Source organism: Streptomyces sp. NPDC046915 (genome assembly GCF_040644935.1).
Classification (GTDB): domain Bacteria; phylum Actinomycetota; class Actinomycetes; order Streptomycetales; family Streptomycetaceae; genus Streptomyces.
Window position 1 is genome coordinate 61,215 of the sequence record NZ_JBEYXB010000026.1, and the last position, 23,788, is coordinate 85,002.

General features: G+C 75.9%; 17 protein-coding genes and 1 tRNA gene. All 18 read right to left on the reverse strand.

Going from position 1 to position 23,788, the window contains the following annotated elements; genetic code table 11:
- Positions 1 to 10 precede the first annotated feature (10 nt).
- The 18 genes from ABZ915_RS41755 to ABZ915_RS41840 all read right to left on the reverse strand — a co-directional run bounded on the left by ABZ915_RS41755 (position 11) and on the right by ABZ915_RS41840 (position 23,736).
- Entirely contained in the window at positions 11 to 1,636 is a 1,626-nt protein-coding gene (locus ABZ915_RS41755) for an amino acid adenylation domain-containing protein (protein ID WP_361814357.1), read from the reverse strand.
- On the reverse strand, positions 1,633 to 2,448 hold the full coding sequence (locus ABZ915_RS41760; protein WP_361814359.1) for an OAM dimerization domain-containing protein: 816 nt from the start codon (positions 2,446 to 2,448) through the stop codon (positions 1,633 to 1,635). The genes ABZ915_RS41755 and ABZ915_RS41760 overlap by 4 nt, the downstream gene beginning before the upstream one ends.
- On the reverse strand, positions 2,445 to 5,390 hold the full coding sequence (locus tag ABZ915_RS41765) for a lysine 5,6-aminomutase subunit alpha (protein ID WP_361814360.1): 2,946 nt from the start codon (positions 5,388 to 5,390) through the stop codon (positions 2,445 to 2,447). The genes ABZ915_RS41760 and ABZ915_RS41765 overlap by 4 nt, the downstream gene beginning before the upstream one ends.
- On the reverse strand, positions 5,387 to 6,772 hold the full coding sequence (locus ABZ915_RS41770; RefSeq protein WP_361814468.1) for a lysine 2,3-aminomutase: 1,386 nt from the start codon (positions 6,770 to 6,772) through the stop codon (positions 5,387 to 5,389). Before ABZ915_RS41770 ends, ABZ915_RS41765 begins: the two co-directional genes overlap by 4 nt.
- A 530-nt stretch (positions 6,773 to 7,302) precedes the next feature.
- Positions 7,303 to 7,926 carry a GNAT family N-acetyltransferase gene (locus tag ABZ915_RS41775; RefSeq protein WP_361814362.1) on the reverse strand — a complete coding sequence of 208 codons (624 nt, stop codon included), beginning with the start codon at positions 7,924 to 7,926 and terminating at the stop codon, positions 7,303 to 7,305.
- Positions 7,927 to 8,007: 81 nt separating this feature from the next.
- Positions 8,008 to 9,081 carry a histidinol-phosphate transaminase gene (locus ABZ915_RS41780; protein ID WP_361814364.1) on the reverse strand — a complete coding sequence of 358 codons (1,074 nt, stop codon included), beginning with the start codon at positions 9,079 to 9,081 and terminating at the stop codon, positions 8,008 to 8,010.
- Entirely contained in the window at positions 9,078 to 9,506 is a 429-nt protein-coding gene (locus ABZ915_RS41785; RefSeq protein ID WP_361814367.1) for a cupin domain-containing protein, read from the reverse strand. The genes ABZ915_RS41780 and ABZ915_RS41785 overlap by 4 nt, the downstream gene beginning before the upstream one ends.
- 10 nt (positions 9,507 to 9,516) lie before the next feature.
- Positions 9,517 to 10,950, reverse strand: coding sequence for a hypothetical protein (locus ABZ915_RS41790; protein ID WP_361814370.1), 1,434 nt, complete (start codon positions 10,948 to 10,950; stop codon positions 9,517 to 9,519).
- Positions 10,951 to 10,959: 9 nt separating this feature from the next.
- Positions 10,960 to 11,709: a GNAT family protein gene (locus tag ABZ915_RS41795; protein ID WP_361814372.1), complete on the reverse strand. Its 750-nt coding sequence runs from the start codon at positions 11,707 to 11,709 to the stop codon at positions 10,960 to 10,962.
- A gap of 39 nt (positions 11,710 to 11,748) precedes the next feature.
- Positions 11,749 to 13,101, reverse strand: coding sequence for an MFS transporter (locus ABZ915_RS41800; protein WP_361814375.1), 1,353 nt, complete (start codon positions 13,099 to 13,101; stop codon positions 11,749 to 11,751).
- Positions 13,098 to 14,183, reverse strand: a complete 1,086-nt coding sequence (locus tag ABZ915_RS41805; protein WP_361814378.1) for a methyltransferase — start codon at positions 14,181 to 14,183, stop codon at positions 13,098 to 13,100. Before ABZ915_RS41805 ends, ABZ915_RS41800 begins: the two co-directional genes overlap by 4 nt.
- A gap of 92 nt (positions 14,184 to 14,275) precedes the next feature.
- Positions 14,276 to 15,637 carry a hypothetical protein gene (locus ABZ915_RS41810; protein ID WP_361814381.1) on the reverse strand — a complete coding sequence of 454 codons (1,362 nt, stop codon included), beginning with the start codon at positions 15,635 to 15,637 and terminating at the stop codon, positions 14,276 to 14,278.
- A 90-nt stretch (positions 15,638 to 15,727) separates the two neighbouring features.
- Positions 15,728 to 20,251 (reverse strand): amino acid adenylation domain-containing protein, encoded by a 4,524-nt coding sequence (locus tag ABZ915_RS41815; RefSeq protein WP_361814384.1) that lies wholly within the window; start codon positions 20,249 to 20,251, stop codon positions 15,728 to 15,730.
- The gene (locus ABZ915_RS41820) at positions 20,248 to 20,535 is read right to left on the reverse strand and encodes a phosphopantetheine-binding protein (protein WP_361814387.1); all 288 of its coding nucleotides are present in this window, start codon (positions 20,533 to 20,535) and stop codon (positions 20,248 to 20,250) included. The genes ABZ915_RS41815 and ABZ915_RS41820 overlap by 4 nt, the downstream gene beginning before the upstream one ends.
- 55 nt (positions 20,536 to 20,590) lie before the next feature.
- The gene (locus ABZ915_RS41825; protein ID WP_361814390.1) at positions 20,591 to 21,457 is read right to left on the reverse strand and encodes a hypothetical protein; all 867 of its coding nucleotides are present in this window, start codon (positions 21,455 to 21,457) and stop codon (positions 20,591 to 20,593) included.
- A 92-nt stretch (positions 21,458 to 21,549) separates the two neighbouring features.
- Positions 21,550 to 22,863, reverse strand: coding sequence for a tryptophan 2,3-dioxygenase (locus ABZ915_RS41830; RefSeq protein ID WP_361814393.1), 1,314 nt, complete (start codon positions 22,861 to 22,863; stop codon positions 21,550 to 21,552).
- Positions 22,864 to 23,206: 343 nt separating this feature from the next.
- Positions 23,207 to 23,280: transfer RNA gene (locus tag ABZ915_RS41835), tRNA-Pro, on the reverse strand.
- Positions 23,281 to 23,376: 96 nt separating this feature from the next.
- Positions 23,377 to 23,736: an MmcQ/YjbR family DNA-binding protein gene (locus ABZ915_RS41840; protein ID WP_361814396.1), complete on the reverse strand. Its 360-nt coding sequence runs from the start codon at positions 23,734 to 23,736 to the stop codon at positions 23,377 to 23,379.
- Positions 23,737 to 23,788: the final 52 nt, after the last annotated feature.

A 23,788-nucleotide genomic window follows, 5' to 3' on the forward strand; every position in this document is an offset into this window, starting at 1 on the left:
GTGGGGCCGTTCAGCCCCGGTCCGGTCCCCCGGCAGCGGACGACAGCGAGGCCAGAGCCCGCCGGTCGAGCTTGCCGTGGTCGGTCAGCGGGAGCCGGTCGAGGTAGACCAGGCGCTGCGGCAGCATGTGCGCCGGCAGCCGGGCGGCCAGCGCCTCGCGCACGGCCCGGGACGGCGCCACGGCACGGTCGGCCACCAGGCAGGCGGTCAGCCGCTCGGCGCCACCGGCCGGACCGGCGGACTCGACCAGACAGGCCGCCTGGCTCACCCCCGGCACCGTCCGCAACTGCTGCTCGATCTCACCGAGTTCGATCCGGAAGCCACGCAGCTTGACCTGCCCGTCCATGCGACCCACGTAGTACAGCCGGCCGTCCTCGCCGGCCACGGCCCAGTCGCCGCTGCGGTAGTACCGGCGGCCGTCCGGCCCGGTGGGGAAGCGGGCCGCGGTCAGCTCGGGGCGGGCCAGATAGCCGTGTCCGACACCGGCGCCGCCGACCCACAGCTCCCCCGGTTCGCCCGGAGCCACCGGCAGGCCGTGCTCGTCGCGCAGCTCGACCGTCAGATGGGCCAGGGGGCGGCCGATCGGGGTGCGGCCGGGGACGCCCTCGGCCAGCGTCTCGGGCGTGAGCGGGCCGTAGGTGACGTGGACGGTGGTCTCGGTGATGCCGTACATGTTGGTGACCGCCGCTCCCGGGGCGACGTCCGCCGCCCACCAGCGCCGGACGTCGTCGGGGACCAGCGCCTCACCGCCGAGGACGACGTGCCGCAGGGCGGGCAGCCGGCGTCCGGTGGCGGCGGTCTCGGCCACCAGGGCGCCGAAGGCGGACGGCACCTGGTTGAGCACCGTGACCCGCTGCTCGGCGAGGAGTTCGGCGAACGCCTCCGGGTCGGCCGCGGCGGACCGGTCGACGATCACCGCGCGGGCGCCGGTCAGCAGCGCCCCCCAGATCTCCCAGACACTGAAGTCGAAGCTCCAGGAGTGGAAGAGCGTCCATACGTCGTCCGGTCCCGCCCCGTACAGCGGCAGGGCCGCGTCCAGCAGGGCGAGCACCTGGGCGTGCCCGACGACACAGCCCTTGGGTGCCCCGGTGGAGCCGGAGGTGTAGATGACGTAGGCGGTGTCATCGGGCATCTCGTGCGGCGCGGCGGCCGTCGGCCGGGCGGTGAGCAGCAGCCCGCCGACGCGCTCCACGACCCGCTCGGCGGCGTCCGGGTCCGGCTCGTCGGGGGACAGCACCAGGGCGGCGCGCGAGTCCTGGAGCAGATGGCGCCGGCGCTCCGCGGGATAGGCGGGATCGACGGGTACGTAGCAGGCGCCCGCGCCCAGGATGCCGAGCAGTCCGGCGAGCGCGTGCCGGGAGGCGCCGGAGCGCAGCGCGACCGGGGCGCCGGGCGCGACCCTGCCGCGCAGCGCGGCCGTCACGGCGCGGGCTTGTTCGGCGAGCCAGCCGTAGCTGACCGTGCCCTCGGCGTCGGTGAGCGCGGGGCGGCCGGGATGCCGGGCGGCCACGCGGTGGAAGCGGAGATCGAGCCGGTCGGGCGGCGCGGCGGCGCCGGGCGGTCGCGGGGCGGCGGGGAGGCCGTCGGGCAGCGGGCCGGTGAGGGGACGCGCGTGGAGCGCTTGGGCCGCGTTCACACCGTGCTCCGTTCGGTCTCGGCGCGGGCCTCGTCCGCGACCGGGCGGCGCCCGGCGGTGAGCGCGTGCACCAGGTAGCTCGCCACGTCGTTCGGCGTGGTGCCGCGCCCGAACACACGGTCCGCGCCGAGTTCCGCGGCCATCTGCGGATCGAAGCGGGGGCCGCCGACGACGAGCAGGGGCCGCCGGCCGCGGTCCGCGAACACCGTGTCGAGTTCGGCGCTCAGCTCCCGCACATTGGTCAGATGGGCGTCGCGCTGGGTGACGGCCTGGGAGACGAGCACGGCGTCGGCGTCCTCCTCGGCCGCGCGCCGGGCCAGGACCCCGACGGGCACCTGGGCACCGAGGTTGACCACCCGTATGCCGTGGTAGTACTCGAGACCCTTCTGCCCGGCGAATCCCTTGACGTTGAGGATGGCGTCGATGCCGACGGTGTGGGCGTCGGTGCCGACGCACGCGCCGACGACGACGAGGTCGCGGCCGAGCCCCTCCTGGATCGCCTCGTCGGCCTCGTGGGCGGACAGCAGCGGGTACTCGCGCTCCAGCACCTGCACCGCGTCGAGGTCCACCCCGTGCAGGACCGCGCCGTAGACGACGAAGAAGCTGAACTCGGTGCCCACCGGGCGGGCGTGCACCAGCAGGGGGCGCTGGACGCCCATGAGGGAGGCCAGGCGCAGCGCGGCGCCCTCGGCCAGGGCGTCGTGCGGCAGCGGAAGCGTGAACGACAGCTGCACCATGCCGTCGTCGGTGGTGTCCCCGTAGGGCCGGATCACCCTCGGTCGTTCTTCCGGACTGGATTCGGGGTGGGTCATGGCCGGTCGGCTCCTTCCCGTCGGGCGGGACGTGCGGCCGCCGGGGCTCCGGCGGTCTCGGAATGAGGCGGGGGGTTCTCCAGGAGTTCGACGGCGGGGTTGCGGTAGCCGGGAGCGCACTCGGCGACTCCGTCACGGCCCCGGCCGCCGTCCGCCGGGCGGCGCGTCCCGCCGAAGGTGCCGGCGTCGATGGCGTCGAGCAGGCCGCGGTCGCAGATGCGTTCCAGCAGCCCGACGGCCTCGCGCAGCACCGACTCCGCGCGGCGCGCGATGGTGCCGCCGGGGGCGGGCCGGAAGTCCTCCTCCAGCGCGCCCGCGGCCTGCATCACGTAGCGGACGTTCTGCAGGGCGAGGTCGCGGTCGGACAGGAAGGGGGTGACGACGGCCTCGGTCATCATGCCGACGAGCAGGATGTCCTGCCGGGTCAGCGCGCCGGCCAGGTTGAAGAAGCCGTTGAGGAGATAGCCGCGGAAGATGTCGCCGGTCATGTGCTTCGTCGGCGGCATCCACTTCAGCGGGGCGTCGGGGAACAGCTCGCGCGCCAGCAGGGCGTGCGCCAGCTCCATGCGGAAGGAGTCCGGCAGGTCGGGGTCGATCTCGAAGGCGTGCCCGAGGCCGAGCTGGGCGTCGGTGAGTCCGGCCTCCTTGCCGAAGTACTCGTTGAGCAGCTGGCTGGCCGTGACCGTGTGGGCGGCCTGCATGGCGTCGGCGGTGGTGAGGTAGTTGTCCTCGCCGGTGTTGATGACGATGCCGGCGCGGGCGTGCAACTGGCGCGAGAAGCGCTGGTCGACGAAGGTGCGGACGGGGTTGATGTCGCGGAAGAGGATGCCGTACATGGAGTCGTTGAGCATCATGTCCAGCCGTTCCAGGCCGGCCAGGACCGCGATCTCCGGCATGCACAGGCCGGAGGCGTAGTTGGTCAGCCGCACGTAGCGGCCCAGTTCGGCGGAGACGCCGTCCAGGGCCGCCCGCATCAGGCGGAAGTTCTCCTGGGTGGCGTAGGTGCCGGCGAAGCCCTCGCGGGTCGCGCCGTCGGGCACGTAGTCCAGGAGGGACTGGCCCGTGGAGCGGATCACCGCGATGACGTCGGCACCGCCGCGGGCCGCCGCCACCGCCTGCCGGACGTCCTCGTGGATGTCCCCGGTGGCCACGATCAGGTAGATCAGCGGCCCCGCGGTCCGGCCCCAGCGCCGGAGCATCCCTTCCCGCTCCTCCCGCCGGCCGTCGATGACCGCGATGCCCCGCGCCATGGCTCGGCGGGCGTCCCGCACGGCCCTGTCCGCGTCGACGCCCTCGGGCACGCGGAAGCCGACGTTGCGCGCGGTGGCGCGGGCCGCCAGCCCGGCGAGGTCGGGCGCGGCGCCCTCGCGCAGCGCGTGCCACACCGGCAGGGCCACGCCGTGCTCCAGCCCCACCTGGTCGCGCACGGCGTCCACCAGCCGGTTCGCCCAGGGGATGCCCTCGGGATCGGCCCCGGACAGCCCGGCCAGCCGCAGGGCGGCCCGCTCCACGGCGACGGTGGTGTGCGTCCGCGCCATGTCGACCACCGGCCGCCCGGCCCGAGCGGCCAGCACCCGCGCCCGCCGCACCAGTTCGCCGTCGAGCCCGAGCCGCGCCGCGGGCCGGGAGGAGGTGGTGGCACGGGAGGTGACGGGGGTGGTCGGGGCCGCGGCGCCGAGGAGGCCGGCGGGGGCATCGGGGCCGACGGCCTCCGCGGGTACGGCCGGTACGACGGGCCCGGCGGCCTCCGGAGGCACGGCGGCCCCGGTCTTCCCGGCTTCCCGGGCTTCCCCGGTCGGCTCGACGGGTCCGGTGGCACCCTCCGTCCCGGTATGTCCGGCCGCCGACGGGGCCGGTGGGGACGGTGGGGCCGGTGGGGCCGTCTCCGCGGTGACCCGGCGTTCCAGCAGGTCACGGACCGCCGGTTCGGTGCGGACCAGGGCGAGGGCCGCTTCGGCGTGGCCCGGCTGGTAGCCGTTGCCGATGAGCATTCTGACGTCCGCGCCGAGGCCCTCGGCGCCGAGGGCGGCGGCCGGGAAGGACGTGGCCATCGAGAAGAAGACGACGGTGCCGCCCTCCCGGGTGGCCAGGATCGCCGCGTGCTCGCAGCCGGGCACGTCGGTGCAGACGACGGTGATGTCGGCCGGCCCGCCGCAGCCGGCCAGCGCCCCGCTGAGCGCCACCGCGTCGCGCGCGTCGGCGCGCAGCACCGTGTCGGCCAGCCCCGTCGCGGCGAGCGCCGCCTCCTCGGCGGCGTCGGGGACCACGCCCACCAGCCGCCCGGCCCCGGCCCGGCGCGCGGCGGCGAGGACCAGGCTGCCGGACTTGCCGGAGGCGCCCAGCACGGCGACCGACGGCGCCGCCCCGGCACCGACGGCCGCCTCGGCCACAGTGCGGGCGGCGAGCGCGGGCGCCCCGCACACGTCGAGGACGGCGAGGCACAGCTCGTCGGGCAGGTCCGGCGGCAGCACCGCGGCGACCGACCGGCCGAAGAGGATGGCGTGCCCACGGGCGGGCACACGCTCGCTCAGGCCGTCCCAGGACCGCAGCCCGTCGGTCAGCTCCAACGGCGTGAGCGTCAGCGACACCAGGCTCGCGACCCGGTCGCCGGGCCGCAGCCCGAGCGAGGCGCGCGCCCCGGCCTCGGCGACGGTGCCGATGAGCATCCCGCCGGAGCCGGTGACCGGGTTGTGCATCTTGCCGCGCTCCCGGACGATCCGGCACACCGTCTCCCTGATGGCGTCGCCGTCGCCGTCGTGCTGCTCGTGGAGTTGCCGGTAGGAGGCCGCGTCCAGGTTGAGGTGCTCGACGTCGACGCGCACCTCGTCCTCGCGCAGCCGGGGGTCGGGGTCGAGCCGGTCGGCCGCCTGCGGCAGCACCCCGCGCGGCGAGACCACCCGGTGCAGGCCCAGCGGCGAGTCCTCCGCCGCCGGCGCCGTCACCGCTCCTCCCGCATCCGGTCGGCCCAGTACGCCTGCCCGGACTCGCCGAGCGTGTGCAGCGGGTCGTAGTAGTGGTAGACGCGGCGCAGGGCCTCCGGGTCGCCGTGCTCGACGGAGGTGACGTAGTTCTTCGACCAGTCGGAGATGCCGCGCTCACGGTCGTAGGCGTCGATCTGGTGCACCCACCGCTTGCCGACGTAGGGCACGTCGCACACGAGACGCGGGGTGGCGAAGCCGGGCAGGTAGCCCATGATCGCGTGCTGGAGGCGCTGCGCGCGGTCCAGGGAGAGCCGCCAGTGCTCGGCGCCGGGGATGATGTCGCAGAGGTAGAAGTAGTAGGGCATGATCCCGGCGGTGTCGAGCAGGTCGAAGCACAGGTCGAGCAGGGCCTCGGAGGTGTCGTTGACACCGGCCAGCAGGACGCCCTGGTTGCGCACGTCGCGCAGTCCGGCCGCGAGCAGTGCGCGCGATGCCTCGGCGACCAGCGGGGTGACCTGCTGGGCGGCGTTGGCATGGGTGTGCATCGCCAGCGAGACGCCACGCGCCGACGCCTTGGCGGCCAGCTCGGCCATGCCGTCCAGGACGGCCGGTGCCATCCAGTGCTGCGGCAGCCCGACCAGCGCCTTGCTGGCGAGGCGGATGTCGCGGACGGAGTCGAGGTCGAGGAGCCGGTCGACGAAGGACTTCAGGCGCGGCCAGGGCACGTTGGCCACGTCGCCGCCGGAGACCACCACGTCCCGCACGGTGGGCGTGTCCCGCAGATAGGCGATCATGCGGTCCAGGCGGTCGGCGGGCCGCAGCACGAAGCGGTACTTGTCGATCTGCGGCGTAGAGGTGCCGACCAGGTCCATGCGGGTGCAGTGCCCGCAGTACTGGGGGCAGGTGGTGACGAGCTCGGCCAGGACCTTGGTCGGGTAGCGGTGGGTCAGGCCCTCCACGGCCCACATCTCCGCCTCGTGCAGGGAGTCGCGGGAGGCGAGGGGGTGGCTCGGCCAGCGCGGGTGCCGGTCGGTGGCGACGGGCAGCATGTAGCGGCGCACCGGGTCGGCGTAGAAGGCGGCGGCGGTGGGCTCGGTGTGCGGGGCGATGGTGTTGAGCACCTGCGGGGTGAGCAGCACCGGCATCGTGGCGAACTGCCGCTGGTCGGCCTCCAGGTCGGCGAAGAAGGCGTCGTCGACGCCGGGGCCGACCACCTGGCGCAGCTGGGCGGGGTTCTTGACACAGTGGGCGCGCTGCCACTGGGCGTCGCGCCACTGGGCGGGCGTCACGTCGCGCCAGCCGGGGAAGCGGCGCCAGTCGGGCTCGACCGCCTCGCGGCGCCGGTAGCTGTAGGGCTGGGCCGCGGCCGGCTGGGCGACGTCGGGCCCGGCGAGCGGTGCGATCACCGGCCTCGGGGCCGGAAGGGATGCGGTGGTCACCAGATTCCTCGGTTTCTCCCAGCCGGACGGCGGGGCGAGTGGGCGGAGCATGCGGTTCCGGACGCCGCCGGAACGGGCGGCGGCGTCCGGGCGGAAGGGGCGCCGGTGCGAACGGGCGGGGGCGCCGGCCGGTCCGGCGGCCGGGCGCGGACAGAGGTCCATCTCGTCGTGGTCGGGACGATGGGGACCGGTGCCGGTCGGGACAGGCAGGGACGTCAGCCACGTCAGCCGGTGAGGGCGTAGGCAGACACCCGTGCCGTCGTCGGGGCCGGTCCGTGACACCCCGTGAGAGCCGGCCCCGGTCGGGGTGTCAGCCGGTCAGGGCGTAGGCAGACACTCGTGTCCTCGTCGTCGGGGCAGTCGGTGACGGCCGATGGGGGCCGGTGGGGGACGGTGCCGGTCGGGGCGTCAGTCGGTGAGGACGTAGGCAGACACCCGTGCCGTCGTCGGGGCCGGTCCGTGACACCCCGTGAGGGCCGGCCCCGGTCGGGGTGTCAGCCGGTCAGGGCGTAGACGTACATGCCGTCGTGGTCGGGTCGGCGGGCGAAGCCGGCGCGCTCCATCACCCGTTGGGACGGGATGTTGTCGGGCGTGGTCGTGGCGATCACCGTGTCGGTGCCGGGGTCGGTGAGCGCCCAGCGGGCGAGGGCGGTGAGCGCCTCGGTGGCGTAGCCGTGGCCGCGGGCCTCGGGGTGCAGGTCGAAGCCGACCTCGGCGCTGCCCTCGGCGGGGGGTCCGTGGAACCCCATGCCGCCGACGGCGTGTTCGTCCTCGGTGCGGATCAGGACGTACATGCCCCAGCCGGGGCGGTGCAGGCCGGCCTCGTGGGCGCGGACGAGCATCCCGGCGGCCTCGCGGGAGCCCGCGCCGGGGTCGCCGCCCAGCCACCCGAATCCCGCGTCGCGCCCCGCGGACAGCTCGGCCGCCTCGGCCGGGGTGACCTCGCGCAGCCGCAGCCGGTCGGCTTCCAGGGCGGCCCGCGGGTGCCCGGCCACCTGCCGGCGGCAGGCGTCCTCGTCGCCGGACCAGCCGGTGGGACGCCACCCGTCGGGGAGGGGCTCACCGGCGGGCAGGACGGCGAAGTCGTCCTTCGGGCCGATGGCGATCACATGGGTCATTTTCTGTCGCTCCTGTGGTGCGGTGCGGGGTCGGTCGGGTGAGGCGTACTGCGGGAAGGGTGCGGAAAGGGTGCGGGGCGGTCAGCCGGCGGCCGGCGCCGGGCCGCGCACGTCCCGCACGGGGGCGACGACGTCCAGCGCGTCCAGGAGCCGGGCCAGTTCGCCGGCGCGGCCCACGGATATCCGCAGGTGGCCGGGGAGTCCGAAGCGGCCCGCGTCGCGGACGAGGATGCCGTGGTCGCGTTCCAGCAGCAGTTCGGCGGTGGCGGAGTCCGCGACGGGCACGGCGAGGAAGTTGGTCACCGACGGCAGGGCGCGGCGTCCCCGGGCGGCCAGCGCGGCCCGGAACTCCTCGCGGGCCGCCGCGTTGGCCTCCCGCACCCCGGCCAGGTGGCCGCGGTCGGTGAGGGAGGCGACGGCCGCGGCCTGGGCGGCCCGGTTGACACTGAACGGCATGGTGCCCTGGACGGCCCGCAGCCGGCCGATGGCACCGGCCTCGCCGACCGCGTAGCCGATACGGAGCCCGGCCAGGCCGTGCGCCTTGGAGAAGGTGCGCAGCGCCACCAACGGCGCTCCGGTGTCCAGGTAGTCGAGCACCTGAGGGGTGCCGGGCGGAGCGAAGTCGAGGTACGCCTCGTCCACCACCAGCGGGGTGCCGGTGGCGGCGGCGCGCTCGACGAGCAGGTCGAACTCGGCGCGCGTCAGGGTGGCCCCGGAGGGGTTGTGCGGGTTGCAGACGTAGCCGATGCCGGCCCCGTCCAGCGCGGCGGCGAGGGCGGCGGTCCCGGGCCGGGTGCCGTCGAGGGGCACCTCGCGGCAGCCGCGCCGCACGTTCTCCAGACAGATCCGGTACCCGGGGAAGGTGCCGGCGGTGGCGACGCCCGGACGGCCGGGGTCGCCCAGCGCCAGGGCGCTGAGCAGGACCAGTTCGTCGCTGCCGTTGGCGACGACGACCTGTTCGGCCGGTACTCCCAGCAGGTCGGCGATGGCGCGGGCGGGCGCGGAGCGGGTGGGGTCGGGGTAGGTGCCGGTGGCGTCCACGGCCTCGTGCGCCGCCGCCAGGGCGAGCGGGCTCGGACCGTAGGGGCTCTCGCTCAGGTGCAGGCGTACGAGGGCGCCGGGCGGGGCGGCCTGCGGGGGCGCGGCGACGGTCACGGCCCCTCCTCGATCAGCAGGCCGAAGCAGTAGCTGCCGGGCTCGGCCTCCAGCGTGAGGAAGCAGTGCTCGGCGCCGGCCGGGACGCGCAGCAGGGCGGGCGAGGCGAGTTCGTGGCGGACCCCGTCGACCCGGACCTCGATGCGGGCGCCTCCCGGGTGGGGGGAGACGAGGAAGTAGATCTCGTCGACGTCGTGCCGGTGCGGGTCGGCGACCGGCTTGCCGACGAGGTGGTCGACGGGGCCGCCGGCCAGCTGCACGGGGACGCCGCCGAACATGTCGGACGTCAGCCAGAAGGGGGCGGGGTCGTGGTGTCCGGCCACCGGCAGGAACCGCGGGAGGTCGGTGCGGATCTCGGCCGGCGCGCGGCCGGACGGCGGGGTCGTCGCGGTGGCCGGCGCGTCGTCGATCGTCTCGGTGCTCATCGGCTGCCTCTCAGGGTCGGTGAAGCGGGGAACCGGCAGGCGGGCGGCCGCCGGGGAAGCCTGTTGCGGCGGGGCGGGCGTCCAGGTCGCGGGCGCGCAGCGTGCGCTGCCCTGCCGCGCCGTCGTCGGGGTCGGGGTCGGGGCCGGGGCCGGGGTCGGGGTCGTCGAAGGTGTACGAGAGGGCGGTGAGCGCCCGGTCCAGGACGGCCACCATCTCGGCGTGGCTGCCGGCCGTCCCCCACAGGACCGCCAGCTCACCGGTGCGCACACCGGGCGGTACCCGGGTGCCGGGCCGCACCCGGCTGTCGTAGCTCCGCACACCGGGCAGACCCAGGACGTCGCCGATGCCGTGCACCTTCGTGAGCAGGCCGCCGTCGGCGGGGGTGGGCACGGCCCGTACGTAGACGACGCGGTCCTGCGGCATCCACGCGGCGGTGGCGTCGTGGGCGGGAGCACCGGGGCCGGGGTCCGCCCCGAACGGGTCCTCGCCGAGGGCCACCCGGCCGGCCAGCTCGATCGGGTCCGGGCCGCCGCCCAGCAGCCCCAGGCCGCTCTGGAAGCCGCCCAGACGGCCGTTGACCTCGATCACGCGAGGGCCCTGGGGCGTCAGCTTCAGCTCGGTGTGCGTGATGCCGGTGTGCAGGTCCAGCGCCCGGACGGCGCGGGCGGCCAGGTCGAGCACGGCGACGCGCTCGTCGGCGGTGAGCGGGGCGGGCCAGTAGTGGCCGACCTCCCGGAAGGGCGGGGCCAGGGGGAACTTGCCGGTCACGGCCCAGTGGCTGACCCGGCCGCCGACGACCGCGCTCTCCACGGAGACGTGGTCGCCGAACGGCTCCCGGCCGGTTCCGGCCAGGTACTCCTCCAGGACCAGGCCGTCCTCGCCTCCCTGGTCCGGCGCCGTGGCGAGCAGGCGGTGGGCGAGGGCGGCGCCGGCGGCGGCGTCGTGCACCAGGTGGGTGCTGCGGCTGCCCTCGCCGCGCACCGGTTTCAGGACCGCGGGCAGGCCCACGGCCGCGACGGCCGCCGCCCAGTCCGCCGGGGAGCGCAGGAGGCGGGTACGGACCCGGTCCACGCCCCGCTCGGCGAGCCGGCGGCGCTGGGCGTGCTTGTCGGTGAGCAGCCGCACGGTCCCCGGCGTGTGGCCCGGCAGGCCCAGCCGCGCCGCCAGGGCGGCCGTGGTGTCCAGGCGGCGCTCGCTGAACGTGAGGACGGCCGCGGGCGCGTGGGCCCGCAGCTCGGCCGCCGCCGCGTCGAGGCCGCGCTCGCCGGAGGCGTCCACGCGTACCAGCGGGGCGAGTTCGGCCAGGAGCGGAGCGACGTCCGCCGTGTGCGGGGAGTCGACGACCGCGAGGACGACGTCCCCGAGGGGTTCGAGGCGTTCGACGGCGTCGACGGGCGAGACGGAGCCGAAGTCGTAGACGACGGCGAGGACGGGGCGCGGCATGACGGCCTCTCAGGCGTCGGCGTGGTCGGGAGCGGGGGCGTAGCGCACCCCGGACAGAACGGAGGCGAGGTCCTTCTCCGGGGCCCCGCCGCCCTGCGCGATGGCCGGGGAGTCCGCGGCCGGGGCGGCGCCGAACAGCTCCAGGGCGCCGTCCAGGCCGGTGATCTCCACGGGGACGGTGCGCTTCGCCTGCCAGGCGGCCCGCTCCAGGCGGTAGCGGTCGCTGACGGCACGCTCCCCGCGCACCGCGTTGACCTGCGTACCGTCCGGCGTGAAGCCGAACTTGCGGCACACCGCCTGCGAGTTGGCGTTGCCGCGCCGCACCACCGAGAACGCGTCGTGCGCGCCCAGACCGGTGAAGGCGAGGTCCAGGACGGCGGCACGGGCGTGGCCGCCGAGGCCGCGGCCCTGGTGGCTCAGCCCCAGCCAGGAGGTCAGCAGGACCTCCCGGTTCACCGCGAAGTCGCGTGCGCCCAGGGACTGCGAGCCGACGACCTCGCCGTCGTGCAGCACGGCCAGGTAGAGCGTCCAGTCGTCGGGGCTCCACTCGGCCGCCGCTCGCCAGTGCCGTTGCAGGACGCGGCGGGCGACGGTGGAGCGGTCGCCGTCCGTCCACTGCGAGAAGAAGGGCATGAAGCCGGGGGCGTGCACCCCTTCGGCGGCGCGGTCGGCGAGGGCGTCGAGGTCATCGGGGGTGGGCCAGCGCAGCTCGACGAGCGGCGTGGTCACGCGCAGACCGGTCAGCGGCCAGTTGTTCATGACGGCGTTTCTCCTTTCACTGCTGATGCCTGCCGGGGGCTAGGGCAGGGCGGCGGGCACTTCCTCCGGACGGGCGCCGGCGGCCTCGGCCGTACCGGCCGTGTCAGCCGTGTCAGCCGCCTCGTCCTCCGGTGCCGGCAGGTCGACGGCGGCCGGCAGGCCGCGGCCCAGGACCGCGCCGACCAGGACGACGGCGACGCACACCGCGGCCAGGACGACGATCAGCGGGACGCCCCGGGCCAGTGGCAGCGTCGCGCCGGCGAGCAGCGGTCCGGCCACCGACCCGGTCGAGATCGCCACCGAGAGCATCGCGTTGACCCGGCCCCGGACCCGCTCCTCGGCGAGGTCGTTGAGCAGCCCGGTGAGCGCCGGGAAGACCAGCGCCTCGCCCACCGACAGCAGCAGCACGCCGCACATGGCCAGCGCCACCGCCGTCGTGCCGTGCTGGCGGCCGGCCGCCAGCACGAGCAGCCAGGCGGCCGTCCACACGGCGCCGGTGGCCGACAGGACGGCGCTGCGCCGCATGCGCTGGACGCGCTCGCCGAACAGCACCTGGGTGAGGACGGCGACGACGACGTTCACGGCGAACGTGCCGGACAGTCCCTCTGCCCCGACCGCGCCGCCCGCGGTGAGGTAGCCGGGCAGTCCCGACCGGAGCTGGCCGTACGACACCAGCGAGCACAGCGCCATCGTGGCGATCAGGACGGCGAGCGTGCGCTGCCCCAGCACGGCGCGGTAGCCCACGGCGGTCCCGCCGTCCCCCTCCCCCGCGGCGGGCTTGGGCGAGGCCGCCTCGATGCGCGGCAGCAGGACCAGGAAGGCGAGGCCGGCCAGCAGGAAGGTGGCACCGTCGGCCACGTAGAGGGCGGCGAACCTGGCGACGTCCCCGCCCGGACCGCCGGCGGCGACCACGCCGCCGACGAGCACGCCCAGGCCGGTCATCGCGTTGAAGACGGCGTAGTCCGCGGAGAAGGCCAGCCCGCGCTCCCGGGCGGTGGCGGCGCCCGCGTAGAGGAAGCGCAGCACCGTGCCCACGCCGCTGATCCCGAGGCCGTAGACGAGCGCGGCGGCGAGCGCCAGGGGTGCGGAGCCCGCGGCCGCGTACAGTGCGGTGCCGACACCGGCCACGCACATCACCAGGGTGACGACGGGGCGCGGGGCGACCCGGTCGAGGACCGCTCCCCAGGCGAGGCCGCCGACGACCGAGGTGGCCGCCTGGACGGCCAGGGTGGCGGCGGGCACCCATCCGGCGAGGCCCCGCACCTGGCCCAGGTAGATCCACAGGAACGGCAGGACCAGGCCCCCGCCGAAGGAGTTGACCGCGTTGACGGCCAGGACGGCCCGGGTGCGCGGGGAGAACTCGCGCACGGTGGCGACGATGCGCACGTTCACCGCGCCTCCAGGACGTACAGCCACGAGTGCGGGGTGCCGAACGGCACGGTGCGCACGGGGTGCAGACCGGCGGCGGCGAACAGCTCCTCGTAGGTCTCCTTGGTGTGCAGGGGTACGCCCATCAGCGCGTGGGCCAGCTCGTAGCCGAGGGAGAAGACCGGCAGGGTGGCGGCCTGCTCGGCGTCGGGCCGCAGCATGGTGTCCGCGAGTACGAAGGTGCGGGCGGCGGGGAACGCCTCGCGCAGCCGGGTGAACAACTGCGGCCGGGTGACCGGGTCGGCGAGCAGGTCGTGCAGCAGGAAGAAGCTCATCACGGTGTCCACCTCGGCGATGGCCTCGCGGTGCGCCTCGCGGTGGCAGACGTCGAGCACGTCGGCCTGGATGGCCCGCACCCGGTCCTGGAGACCGGCCTCGGCGATGGTGCGCCGGCCCAGTTCGGTGGCGGGCCCGCTGATGTCCAGGCCGAGGCCGCGGGTGCCGGGACGGCCGGCGACGACGCGGCTGACCCGGGCCGACATGCCGCTGCCGAGGTCCGCGAGGGTGCCGAAGTCGACGCCGGCGAGCACCTCGTCGAGGGTGCCGGACATGAAGTTGCGGTCGTTCTGCCCGGAGCCGAGGGCGACCATCGCCTCGTCGCGCAGCACCTCGGTGCCGAAGGCGGCCTCGCCGGACGCCAGTTGGGCCGCGCGGGAGAAGACGTCGCTGTAGCCGCCGACGGCCCAGGTGAAGTAGCCGCGCATGCGCAGTGTCTCGCGGCCCTGGTCGGTGAGGACGGCGGCGTCGCCGCCGTCCTCCAGGCGCAGCCATCCGCACACGGCGGCGGCGCGCAGCACCTCGCGGACGACCCGTTCGCGGACCGCGGGCCCGGCGGCGCGGACGAACGCGGGCACGTCGAGGCAGGGGTTCTGCGCGAAGCGGTCCCAGATGCCCAGCCGGTCGAGGGTGTGCACGACGGTGGCGGCCACGAAGCCGTTGAACGCCTGGTCGACGCCGATCGGCGCGGGCGCGGCGCCGTGCCAGTCGGCGGGCAGGGCGGTCGAGGCCGGGCCGGGGACGGCCGGGGCGGTGTGCAGCAGTGTCATCGCGGTTCCGTTCGGTAGGGAGGACGGAGGGAGTTGTGCGGAGCTGGAGAGTCGTGCGGAGCCGGTGCCCGGGCCGAGCCGGACGGGACGGGTCAGGCGGGGGCCGCCAGGACGGCGGCGGCCTCGGGGGCCGGTGCGGCCTGCCGGAGCGGGCCGGCGGTGAGCAGGGCCTGGAGTTCGGCGGTCAGGTCCGCCGGGGTGACGGACGCGGTCAGGGGCTCGTAGACCGCCAGGGCCAGCGCCCAGTGCGTGGGCCCCTCCTGGACGCAGCAGTGCACCAGGGGGGCGTCCCGCAGGACGAAGGGCCGGCCGGCGGCGGTGCGGACGGCCTCGGTCAGGCGCCGCGGATCGCCGTCCGGGTCGGCGGGCAGCAGGTCGGGGGCGGCCGGGGGCAGGGCTCCGGCCGAAGCCCACCAGCGCCCGCCGCGCTCGCCGAAGACGGTGCGCAGGGCGGGATGGCGGCGCTGGAGCTCGGTGAAGGCGGCGGCCACCGCCGCGGCCTCGGGTGCCGGGCCGGGGACGGCGCGGGCGGCCACCGCGGCGTGGTCGCCGGAGGTCTCCCGGCGCACCAGGTCGTAGAAGAGCCAGCGCTGTTCGTAGGGGGTGAGCGGGCGGCCGGTGTCCTCGGCCCGGTGTTCGCCGGGGGTGCGGCGCCACATCGGGTGGCCGGGCAGCCGCAGCCGGCGGCCGGGCCGGCCCAGCGTGGTGTCCACGTCCAGGCCGCGGCACCACAGCCGCGCGAGGAGCCGGGCCGCGGACGTCCCGTCGGCGGGGTCGAGCACCAGCGGCTCCTCCTCGCCGTGGGCGGTGCCGTCCACGGCGGCGCGGCGGCCGACGCGGACCACGAGCGCCTCCCGCGGGCCGGGCGCGTCCTCGGCCGGTGCCGGGGCGAGGCCCGCGGCGGCGGCCCGCAGCACGTCGGCCACCGGGAGGTCGCCGCGCACCGCCGCCGCGGCGAGAGCGCCGACGCGGCCCTCTCCGCGCACGGCGACCGGGGTCAGGCGCCGGGCGAGCAGCCAGCGGGCGGCGGCGTACTGCACGGCGACGGCCCGCGCCGCGGCGACGTCCGCACCGGGCGGGGCGGCGTCCTCGCCCTGACGGGCGGCCTCCTCGGCCTGACGGGCGGCGTCCTCCGCCTGGCGCAGGGCGTCGGCGAGTCCGGGCAGTTCGGCGGCCGGGCCGTCGCCGGACGTGCCGTCCAGCAGCAGGACGACACCGGCGGCCGGGTCGCCCGGCCGGGGCCCGGCGGCGTCCTCGCCGCCGACCGGTTCGCGCAGCCGGTTCACCAGGTCCGCGAGGTCGTGGCCGACCACGGCGTGCCGGCAGTCGAAGCGCTCACGGCCGGTGTCCAGGGTCAGCGCCACGTCGTCGGGGTCGGTCTGCGGGGCCCGCGCCAGCCGGTCGGCCAGCCGGTCGCACAGGACGGCGAGGGAGCGGGGGTCCCGGGCGGACACCGCCAGGACGCGGGGCAGGGAGGGCGGAGGGGGCGATGCGGTCGATCGGGTCGATGGGGTCGGGGAAGTCGGAGAGGCGGCCACGGGACGTCACACCCTTTCGAGTTCGCGGCGCTCGGCGGTGAAAGCCGGTACGGCCGGGGCGGCCGGCCGGTGCTCCTGGACGACGATGTGCGCGTTGGTGCCGCCGACGCCGAAGGAGCTGACGCCCGCGCTGCGCGGACGGCCGGTCTCCTCGGTCCAGGGGCGGCCCTCGGGCAGCAGCGCGAACCGGCCGCCGGCGGCGCCGAGTTCCTCGATGGGCTCGGCCACGTTGGGGGTCGCCGGGAGACGGCCGTGGTGCACGGCGAGCACGGTCTTGATGAGTCCGGCGATCCCGGCCGCGGTGTCGCAGTGCCCGATGGACGCCTTGACGGAGCCCACCGCCACGGGCGGGCCGTCCGGTCCGAGCGCCTCGGCCAGCGCCGTGATCTCGATGGCGTCGCCGAGCCGGGTGCCGGTGCCGTGGGCCTCCACGTAGCCGAGGTCGGCGCCGCGCAGCCCGGCCGCGCCCAGCGCTTCGCGGATCACCCGGGCCTGGCCCTCGATGCCGGGGGCGGAGTAACCGATGCGGGCGGCACCGTCGTTGTTCACGGCACTGCCGCGCAGCACCGCGTAGACGGGGTCCCCGTCCCGTTCGGCGTCGGAGAGGCGGCGGAGCAGGACCGCTCCGGCGCCGAACCCGCCGACGGTGCCCGAGGCCCGCCGGTCGAACGGCCGGCACATCCCGTCGTCGGCGTAGAGGAAGCCGGGCCGGTAGCGGTAGCCGCCGTCGGAGGACGCGTCGAGCGACACGGCCCCGGCCAGCGCGTAGTCGCTGTCGCCGCTGAGCAGGCTGCGGCAGGCGAGGTGGACCGCGTACAGGCCGGTGGAGCAGGCCGTGTCCAGGAGCAGGGCCTCGCCCCACAGGTCGTGCAGGTAGGCGAAGCGGGAGGCGACGAAGGTGGGGTCGGAGTTGACGACATCGTCCACCCGGGCCGCCGGGTCGGTGGCGACGACCTTGGCGCACCCGGCGTACAGGCTGGTGCGGGCGGCGATGTCGGACAGCCTGAGCGAGGCGTCCTCCACCGCCGACCACAGCACCTCGTGCAGCAGGCCCTGCTGGGGGTCGCCGCCGCGCAGGTCCTCCTCACTGAAGCCGAGGAGGCCGGGGTCGTAGGCGGGACCGCCGGCGGCCATGCCCCAGCGGGCCACCTGCCGTTCGCCGCCGGGCAGTTCGGTGATCAGCGGGCCGGGTCCCTCGGTGAAGCAGTCGCGGCCGGCGCGCAGGTTGTCCCAGAACCCGTCCAGGTCGAGGGCACCGGCGAACCGGGCCCCCATGCCCACCACGGCCACCGCCTCGCCGTCGGCGGAGGTACGTGGCCGGGCCTCGGTGCGCGGGTGTGCCCCGGGCCGCGGCTGCTCGGCGGGGTCCGCGGCGCCGAGCAGCCGGGACTGGGCCCGCACGGTGGTGTGCCGCAGCAGGTCGGCGACGGACAGCTTGGTGCCGGTGGCCCGGCGCAGGGCCGCCTGGAGCCGGACGAGGAGGAGCGAGTGTCCGCCGACGTCGAAGAAGTTGTCGTCGGGGCCGAACGGCCGTCCGCCGAGCACCTCGCTCCAGGCGGCGTGCACCGCGCGGCCGGTGTCCGCCGCGCCGGGCGCGGACGCCGAGGCGAGCACGGGGGCGGGGGCGGGGGCGGGCTCCGGGGCCGCGGCCGGAACGGGCAGGGGGGCCACCGGGTCGTCGGGCTGCGGCAGCCGCTTCCGGTCGATCTTGCCGTTGGCCGTCAGGGGCAGCACGTCCAGGGCCACGAGGTGGGTGGGGACGGCGAAGGGCGGCAGACAGGCGCGCAGGTGCCCGAGGACCTCGGCCCGGGCGTCGGGCCCGGCGAAGACGGCGTAGGCGACGATCTCCTTCTCGTCGCGGCCGTTGCGGCGGCTGGTGACGAAGGCGGCGGTGACCCGCGGGTGGGCGCGCAGCGCGGACTCCACCTCGCCCAGTTCGACGCGCTGGCTGCGGATCTTGACCTGGTTGTCGGCGCGGCCGATGAACTCCAGCCGGCCCTCGGCGGTCCACCGCACCCGGTCGCCGGTGCGGTAGAGCCGGGCGCCGGGGTCGTCGGCGAAGGGGTCGGGGCGGAAGCGCTCGGCGGTGCGCTCGGGGTCGCCGAGGTACTCCAGGGCGACCCCGCTGCCGCCGAGCACCAGCTCGCCCGGCACATAGGCCGGCGCGAGCAGCAAAGTACCGGCCGCATCGTCGAGTTCGTCGAGGTCGTCGAGGTCGTCGAGGTCGTCGAGGAGGACGTACAGGCGGGTGCCGGGCACCGGGTGCCCGATGGGCACCGTCCTGGCCCCCTCCGGGATCTCCTCGACGGGGTACCAGGTCGAGGTGAAGGAGTTCTCGGTGGGGCCGTAGCTGTGCAGGAGGGTGCCCGGACGCGCCCAGCGCAGGGCCTTGCGCAGGTGCGGGACGGAGACCAGCTCGCCGCCGAAGTACACCCGGCGCAGCGACTGGAGCAGGTCGGGGGCGTCCTCGATGATGCGGTTCAGCAGCGGGGTGGTGACCAGGAGCGTGGTGACGCCGAGGGCGCGCACGGCGTCCCGCAGGGCCGCCGGGTCGAGGACCAGTTCCTTGTCGAGGACGGCGAGCCGGGCGCCGTGCGTGAGGGCGCCCCAGATCTCGTAGGTGGCGCCGTCGAAGTTGAGCGGCGACAGGTGCGAGAGGGTGTCGTCGGGGCCGAGCGGCAGGAAGTCGGGGCGGTGCATCAGCCGCAGTACGCCGCCGTGGTGCAGGACGACGCCCTTGGGGCGGCCGGTGGAGCCGGAGGTGTAGAGGACGTTGAAGGGGCTGCGCGGCCCGAGGCCGGTGTCCGGCGGGGTGTCCGGCAGTCCGGCGGCGGCGCGCACCAGGTCGGCGGCGGTGCGCACCGGCACGCCGTCGGGGGCGCGGTCCGCCCCGGAGTCCTCGGTGACCAGCAGCCGGGGGCGGGCGTCGCCGAGGACGAGGTGGAGCTGGGCGTCCGGGTAGGCGGGGTCGAGCGGCAGGTAGGCGGCGCCGGCCAGGGCCACCGCGAGCATCAGGGTGACGGTCCGCACCCCGGGTGCCAGCAGCAGCGCCACCACGTCGCCCTCGCCGACGCCGGCCTCCCGGCGCAGCCAGTGGGCGGCGCGGGCGGCGTCGCGCACCAGGGCGCCGTAGGTGACCTGCCGGTCGCCGTGGACCAGGGCGACGGCGTCGGGGGCGCGCCGCGCCTGCGCGAGGACCAGCGCGGGCACGCTGGACGCCGGCATCGGCTCCACTGCCGCGTCGGGCGCCGCGGCGGGCGCGTCCGCGAGGGCCGCGACCAGTTCCCGGCAGGTGGCCCCGGGCCGCTCCGCGGCGGCGAGGAGGCCGTCGAGCTGCCGCACCATCAGCTCCGCCGAGGCGGGGGTGTGGAGCGCGGAGTCGTAGTCGACGCGCAGCACCAGCCGCTCGGGGTGTTCCCGGGCGGCCAGGGCCAGGTCGTACTTGGCCGAGGCGGTGTCCAGCGGGGTGATGTGCACGGTGGCGCCGGGCACCTCCCGCGGTGCGCCGGTGCGGGGCTGGTGCAGGAAGACGGCCGCGTACCGGGGGGCGGTCGCCGCGGCCGGTTCGCCGCCGTCGGCGAACGCCTCCATGGTGTCCAGGACCTGCTCGCCGAGGCCCGCGGCGTAGGCGTCGAAGGTCTCGCCGGGCGTCAGCCGGCTGCGCACCGGCAGGACGCGGGTGAACAGACCGACCGCGTCCTCGGTCCCCGGCGCCTCGCGCCCGGCGAACGGCATGCCGAGGACGCCGTCCCGCTCCCCCGACCAGGCGTGCAGCAGCAGGGTCCAGGCGGCGAGCAGGACCGTGGCCGGCGTGACGCCGTCCCGGACGGCGATCCGCCGCAGGGCGGCGAGCCGGTCCCCGGACAGCGACCGCTCGGCCCAGGCCGCCGCGCCGCGCAGCCGGTCGTCGGCGCGCACCAGGTCGGGCAGCGGCGCGAAGGCGACGGGCTCCTGAGCCAGCAGGCTCTCCCAGTACCCGGCGGCCTCGCCGGACGGGGCCGCCGCGGCGGAGACCGCCGGGGCGGGCCGTGCCGCGGGCGGCTCCTGGCCCGCGTGCCGGGCCCGGTAGGCCGTCAGCAGATCGTCGGCGAGGACGTCCAGGGTCCGTCCGTCGGCGACGATGTGATGCACCGTCAGGATCACGACCGCGCCGTCGTCGTAGTGCAGGACGTCGCCGCGCAGCAGTGGTGCCGTCTCCGGGTCGAGGGGGCGCTGCGCGGCCTCGACGGCCTCGCGGCGCGCGGCGTCGGTGTCCGCGGAGCCGGCGCGCCGGACGCTGCCGAGCGGTACGGCCGCCGCGGGCTCGGGCACGAACCGCAGCTCGCCCTCCTCGGTGTCGAACCGGCCCGCGAGCACCGGGTGGCGTACGAGGAGGTCGGCCAGGGCCTGTCGCAGCACGGCCGGGTCGAGGGTGCCCTCGAAGCGGAGCGCCACGGGCACGTTGTAGCGGCCGGACTCCGGCTCGCAGCGGTCGGCGAGCCATATCTCGGTCTGGGCGGCCGAGACCGGCGGGTGGTGGTCGGTGCTCACGCCCCGGCCTCCCCGGGCCCGGCGGGGGCGTCGGCGGCCGGCGCGGCGAGGGCGGCGGCCAGCCCGCGCACGGTGGGGTTGCGCAGCAGGAGCCGTACCGGGAGCCGGCGGCCGAGGGCGGTGCCGATCAGGCGCACGACCTGGACGGCGCCCATGGAGTGTCCGCCGACCTGGAAGAAGTGGTCCTCGTCGGTGAACTCGTCGTGGCCCAGGGCCTCGGCCCAGGCGCGGTGCACCAGTGCGGTGAGTTCGTCGGTGCCGTGCACCGCTGCTTCTGTCGCCATAACGGCAGTCGTGTCCTTCGGTCGTCGGGGGCGGGGCCGTGGTGCGAGGGCGGGGCTACCCTTCGGGGACGAGGTCGCGGTAGGTCTCGTCCACGGCGTCCCACAGCCTCGGGAACAGACTCCGGTCGGCCATGGCCTGCACCCCCGCCGTGGAATGTCCGCGCAGGCTCTTCGGCAGGTCCTCGCGCACCGGTGGCTCCTGGCGGGACCGTCCGGGGACGTCGACGGGCACCGGCACGGCGGCTTCCGGGTGGCCGCCGAGCTGCGAGCGGACCATGCGCAGGTGGTAGTGCTTCCAGCCGGCGACGGATCCGTCCAGGCGCAGCAGCGCCTGCCGGACCAGGGCCAGGCCGGGTGCCCGGTCGCCGTCCTCGGGCGGTTCGAGACGGCCCTGCGCGGCGATGAGGGCCCGCGGGTGGAGGCCGGCCCGGTCGACGGCGGACTCCATCTCCCGGTACAGCGCGGAGGCCGCGCGGCGCAGGTTGCGGGCGCCGGGCGAGTCCAGTCCCGTGGTGTTCTCCGGGAAGGTCTCGCGCATCGTCAGCAGGCTCTCCTGGGGCAGGTGGTCCAGCAGGACACGCACCGCGTGCACCGTGATCTCGCCCAGGTCCGCGGCGCGTTCCAGGAGCTGGGCGGCGAGCAGGTCGTCGTCGGCGCGGAGCGCGTCCGCGGCCCGCCGCATCTCGTAGTGCATGGCGCACCACGCGTACTCGCTGATCAGGTGGATCGTCTGGAACAGCCGCTGGTCGGGGTGGACCAGCGTGTCCTCCGGGAGCAGCGCGGACAGGGCCTCGGTCAGCCGGGTGTCCTGCTCGTAGTTGCTGCCGCGGTCGTACTCGTAGCGGAAGAGCGGGTCGTTCTCATCGGGGTTCATCACCCGACGGGCCTGTCCGGGCCGCCCGGTCTGGGCACGCTTGCTCATGGTGGTGGACGCCTCCGGAAAGGGTGGGGCTCCGTCGAGGAGCGGAGGGGGCAGGACGGGGCGGGGGTGAGGTGGGGTGGAAGGGGGCGGGATCAGCCGACCAGGGCGCTGTCGCGGTCGGCGGTGGGGAAGAGTCGGTTGGCCAGCACCGAGGCGAGGTACGGCACGCCCTGGGTGTAGCCGGTGCCGCTGCGCTCGCCGAGCATCCGCACGGCCAGCCGGTAGTGCGTCTGCTTCCACCGCTGGTGCACCGTCTCCAGCCGCGTGACGGCCGCGCCGAGCGCCGCGTCCGCCTCCGGTGCCGAGGGGTGCATGGCCACGAGTTCGCGCCAGCTGCCCTCGACGGTGCGCCGTCCGCGCAGGACGTCGGCGCGCACGGCGGGCACGGAGGTGAAGGCCGGGGAGTCGAGGCGGGCGGTGGCGGGGGTGGAGCACAGCGACTCGAACGTCTTGTAGCCCTGGGACTGGATGGCGCTGGCACCCTCGGTGAAGTCGCGGAAGGTGCGGAAGACCTCCGGCCGCATGGTGGCCAGCAGCGAGAACAGCGGCAGGGACTCCTTCAGGACGCCGGCGGCCGCGTCGACCAGGACGGCGGCCTCCTCGGGCCGCTTGCCGTCGAGGCACCGTACGGCCGTGGCGAGCGAGGCGGACATGAAGGAGAACGTCGTCTCGAAGGACTGGAGGGTGCGCAGGAACAGGTACTCGTCGTGCAGCACGTACACCGGCTGCATGCTGGCCGAGAGCGTCAACTCGTCGTGGGCCGTGGCGGTGCGCAGCACGGCGCGGGCGAGCGGTCCGCCCGGGGTACGGCCGGGTACGGCCGCCACGGCGGCGGGGTCGACGGTGCCGGGGGCCAGCACGCGCAGCGCCGCCGGCTCCATGACGCGCACGGCGAGCCGGACCCGCTTCGCCACCAGCTCGGCCTGCGGCGGGGTGCCGCGCGGGTCGGCGGGGTCGTCGCCCAGCGACCGCCGCTCGAAACGCACCAGGTCGGCGAGGAGGAGCAGTAACAGCTCGTCACGGACCCGGCGGGCCGTCTCCCAGGAGCCGGGCACCGGCCGGGCGAGCAGGGACAGGGCGGTGTAGCTGGGGTAGTCGTAGCGGTCGTCGTGCTTGTCCAGGACGACGTCGAGGAAGGTGCGCAGGAACCGGGCCGACGGCACGCTCTCGGGGGCCCGCACCGCGTCCGCCGGGACGGCGGGCAGGGTGTCACGGATCGTGGCCAGGCGGTCGAGCAGCTCGACGGGGAGGAAGTGCTTGCCGACGGCGCGCAGGTGGCTCAGGAGGGTGGCGTAGGGGAAGGCGTACGGATCGGCGGTGTGCCGCCAGGCGTCGAGCGCGCGCACCGTGCCGGCCGGCGAGTGGGCCGGCGCCGGGGTCGCGGTGACGACGGGCACGGCGTTCATCGTCCGGTCCCGTCGGCGGGGGCGGGCCATCGGCGGACGGATGCGGGGAGGGAAGCGTGAGCGGGCATGGGCGGGCCCCTCTCTCGGGAAGACTGGTGAAGGCGGGCGCAGACCGTCGGGGCCGCTTCGGCGGGCCCGGACGTGATCTCCGCTGCGACACCGATCCTCCGCCGGTCACCGCCCCCGGGACAGTCACCGGTTCCCGGTCACGAACCCCCGGTCACGCGACCACGGGATACCCGGGAGCCACCCTCGAGGCGCTCCCGTGCGGGAGTACGGGGAAAACAGAAAGAGGCCGTTCGAAGAACGGCCTCTCATCTGCAATGTTCGATTGTCCGAACAGTCGGGACGACAGGATTTGAACCTGCGACCCCTTGACCCCCAGTCAAGTGCGCTACCAAGCTGCGCCACGTCCCGATACCCGTTGACCTGGGGTTTCCCTGGTCGAACGCGCACGGAAACCATACCGCACTCGGGTCGGTGGTCGCGCACTCCTTTTCCGTGCGGGCCGTGTCACTGCCCGCCGGACCGGCCCAGCTCCGGATAGGCCTCCAGCAGGCGGGGCGGGGCCGCCTGGCGCCAGGAGTCGGTGAGGATGTCGCGCAGTTCGCCCTCGTCCTCCAGGGCGGCGAGCCGGGCCCGGACCCAGGCGAACTGGGCCTCGTGTCCGGCGATCCAGAACTTCTCCGGCTCTGCCAGGACCAGTTCGTCGCGCTCCTCCTTGGGGCAGCGCACGGCGATGGAGGTCTCGTCCTCGGGCAGCGTGGCGAACATCTTCCCGGCCACCCGGAACGTGGGCATGCTCCAGGCGGTCTTCTCCGTGGTGTCCGGCAGGGACAGGGCGATACGGCGTACGTCTTCGGCGTCCGGCATGCCCGCACGGTAGCCCGTACCACTGACAGCCACCTCCGAACGTTCCCGCGTA

What these genes read in the sequence shown, in the direction of transcription:
- ABZ915_RS41760 (WP_361814359.1), bottom strand. Translation starts at nt 2,448, where the DNA reads ATGACCCACCCCGAATCCAGTCCGGAAGAACGACCGAGGGTGATCCGG.
- ABZ915_RS41775 (WP_361814362.1), bottom strand. Translation starts at nt 7,926, where the DNA reads ATGACCCATGTGATCGCCATCGGCCCGAAGGACGACTTCGCCGTCCTG.
- ABZ915_RS41785 (WP_361814367.1), bottom strand. Translation starts at nt 9,506, where the DNA reads ATGAGCACCGAGACGATCGACGACGCGCCGGCCACCGCGACGACCCCG.
- ABZ915_RS41790 (WP_361814370.1), bottom strand. Translation starts at nt 10,950, where the DNA reads ATGCCGCGCCCCGTCCTCGCCGTCGTCTACGACTTCGGCTCCGTCTCG.
- ABZ915_RS41795 (WP_361814372.1), bottom strand. Translation starts at nt 11,709, where the DNA reads ATGAACAACTGGCCGCTGACCGGTCTGCGCGTGACCACGCCGCTCGTC.
- ABZ915_RS41805 (WP_361814378.1), bottom strand. Translation starts at nt 14,183, where the DNA reads ATGACACTGCTGCACACCGCCCCGGCCGTCCCCGGCCCGGCCTCGACC.
- ABZ915_RS41820 (WP_361814387.1), bottom strand. Translation starts at nt 20,535, where the DNA reads ATGGCGACAGAAGCAGCGGTGCACGGCACCGACGAACTCACCGCACTG.
- ABZ915_RS41825 (WP_361814390.1), bottom strand. Translation starts at nt 21,457, where the DNA reads ATGAGCAAGCGTGCCCAGACCGGGCGGCCCGGACAGGCCCGTCGGGTG.
- ABZ915_RS41830 (WP_361814393.1), bottom strand. Translation starts at nt 22,863, where the DNA reads ATGAACGCCGTGCCCGTCGTCACCGCGACCCCGGCGCCGGCCCACTCG.
- ABZ915_RS41840 (WP_361814396.1), bottom strand. Translation starts at nt 23,736, where the DNA reads ATGCCGGACGCCGAAGACGTACGCCGTATCGCCCTGTCCCTGCCGGAC.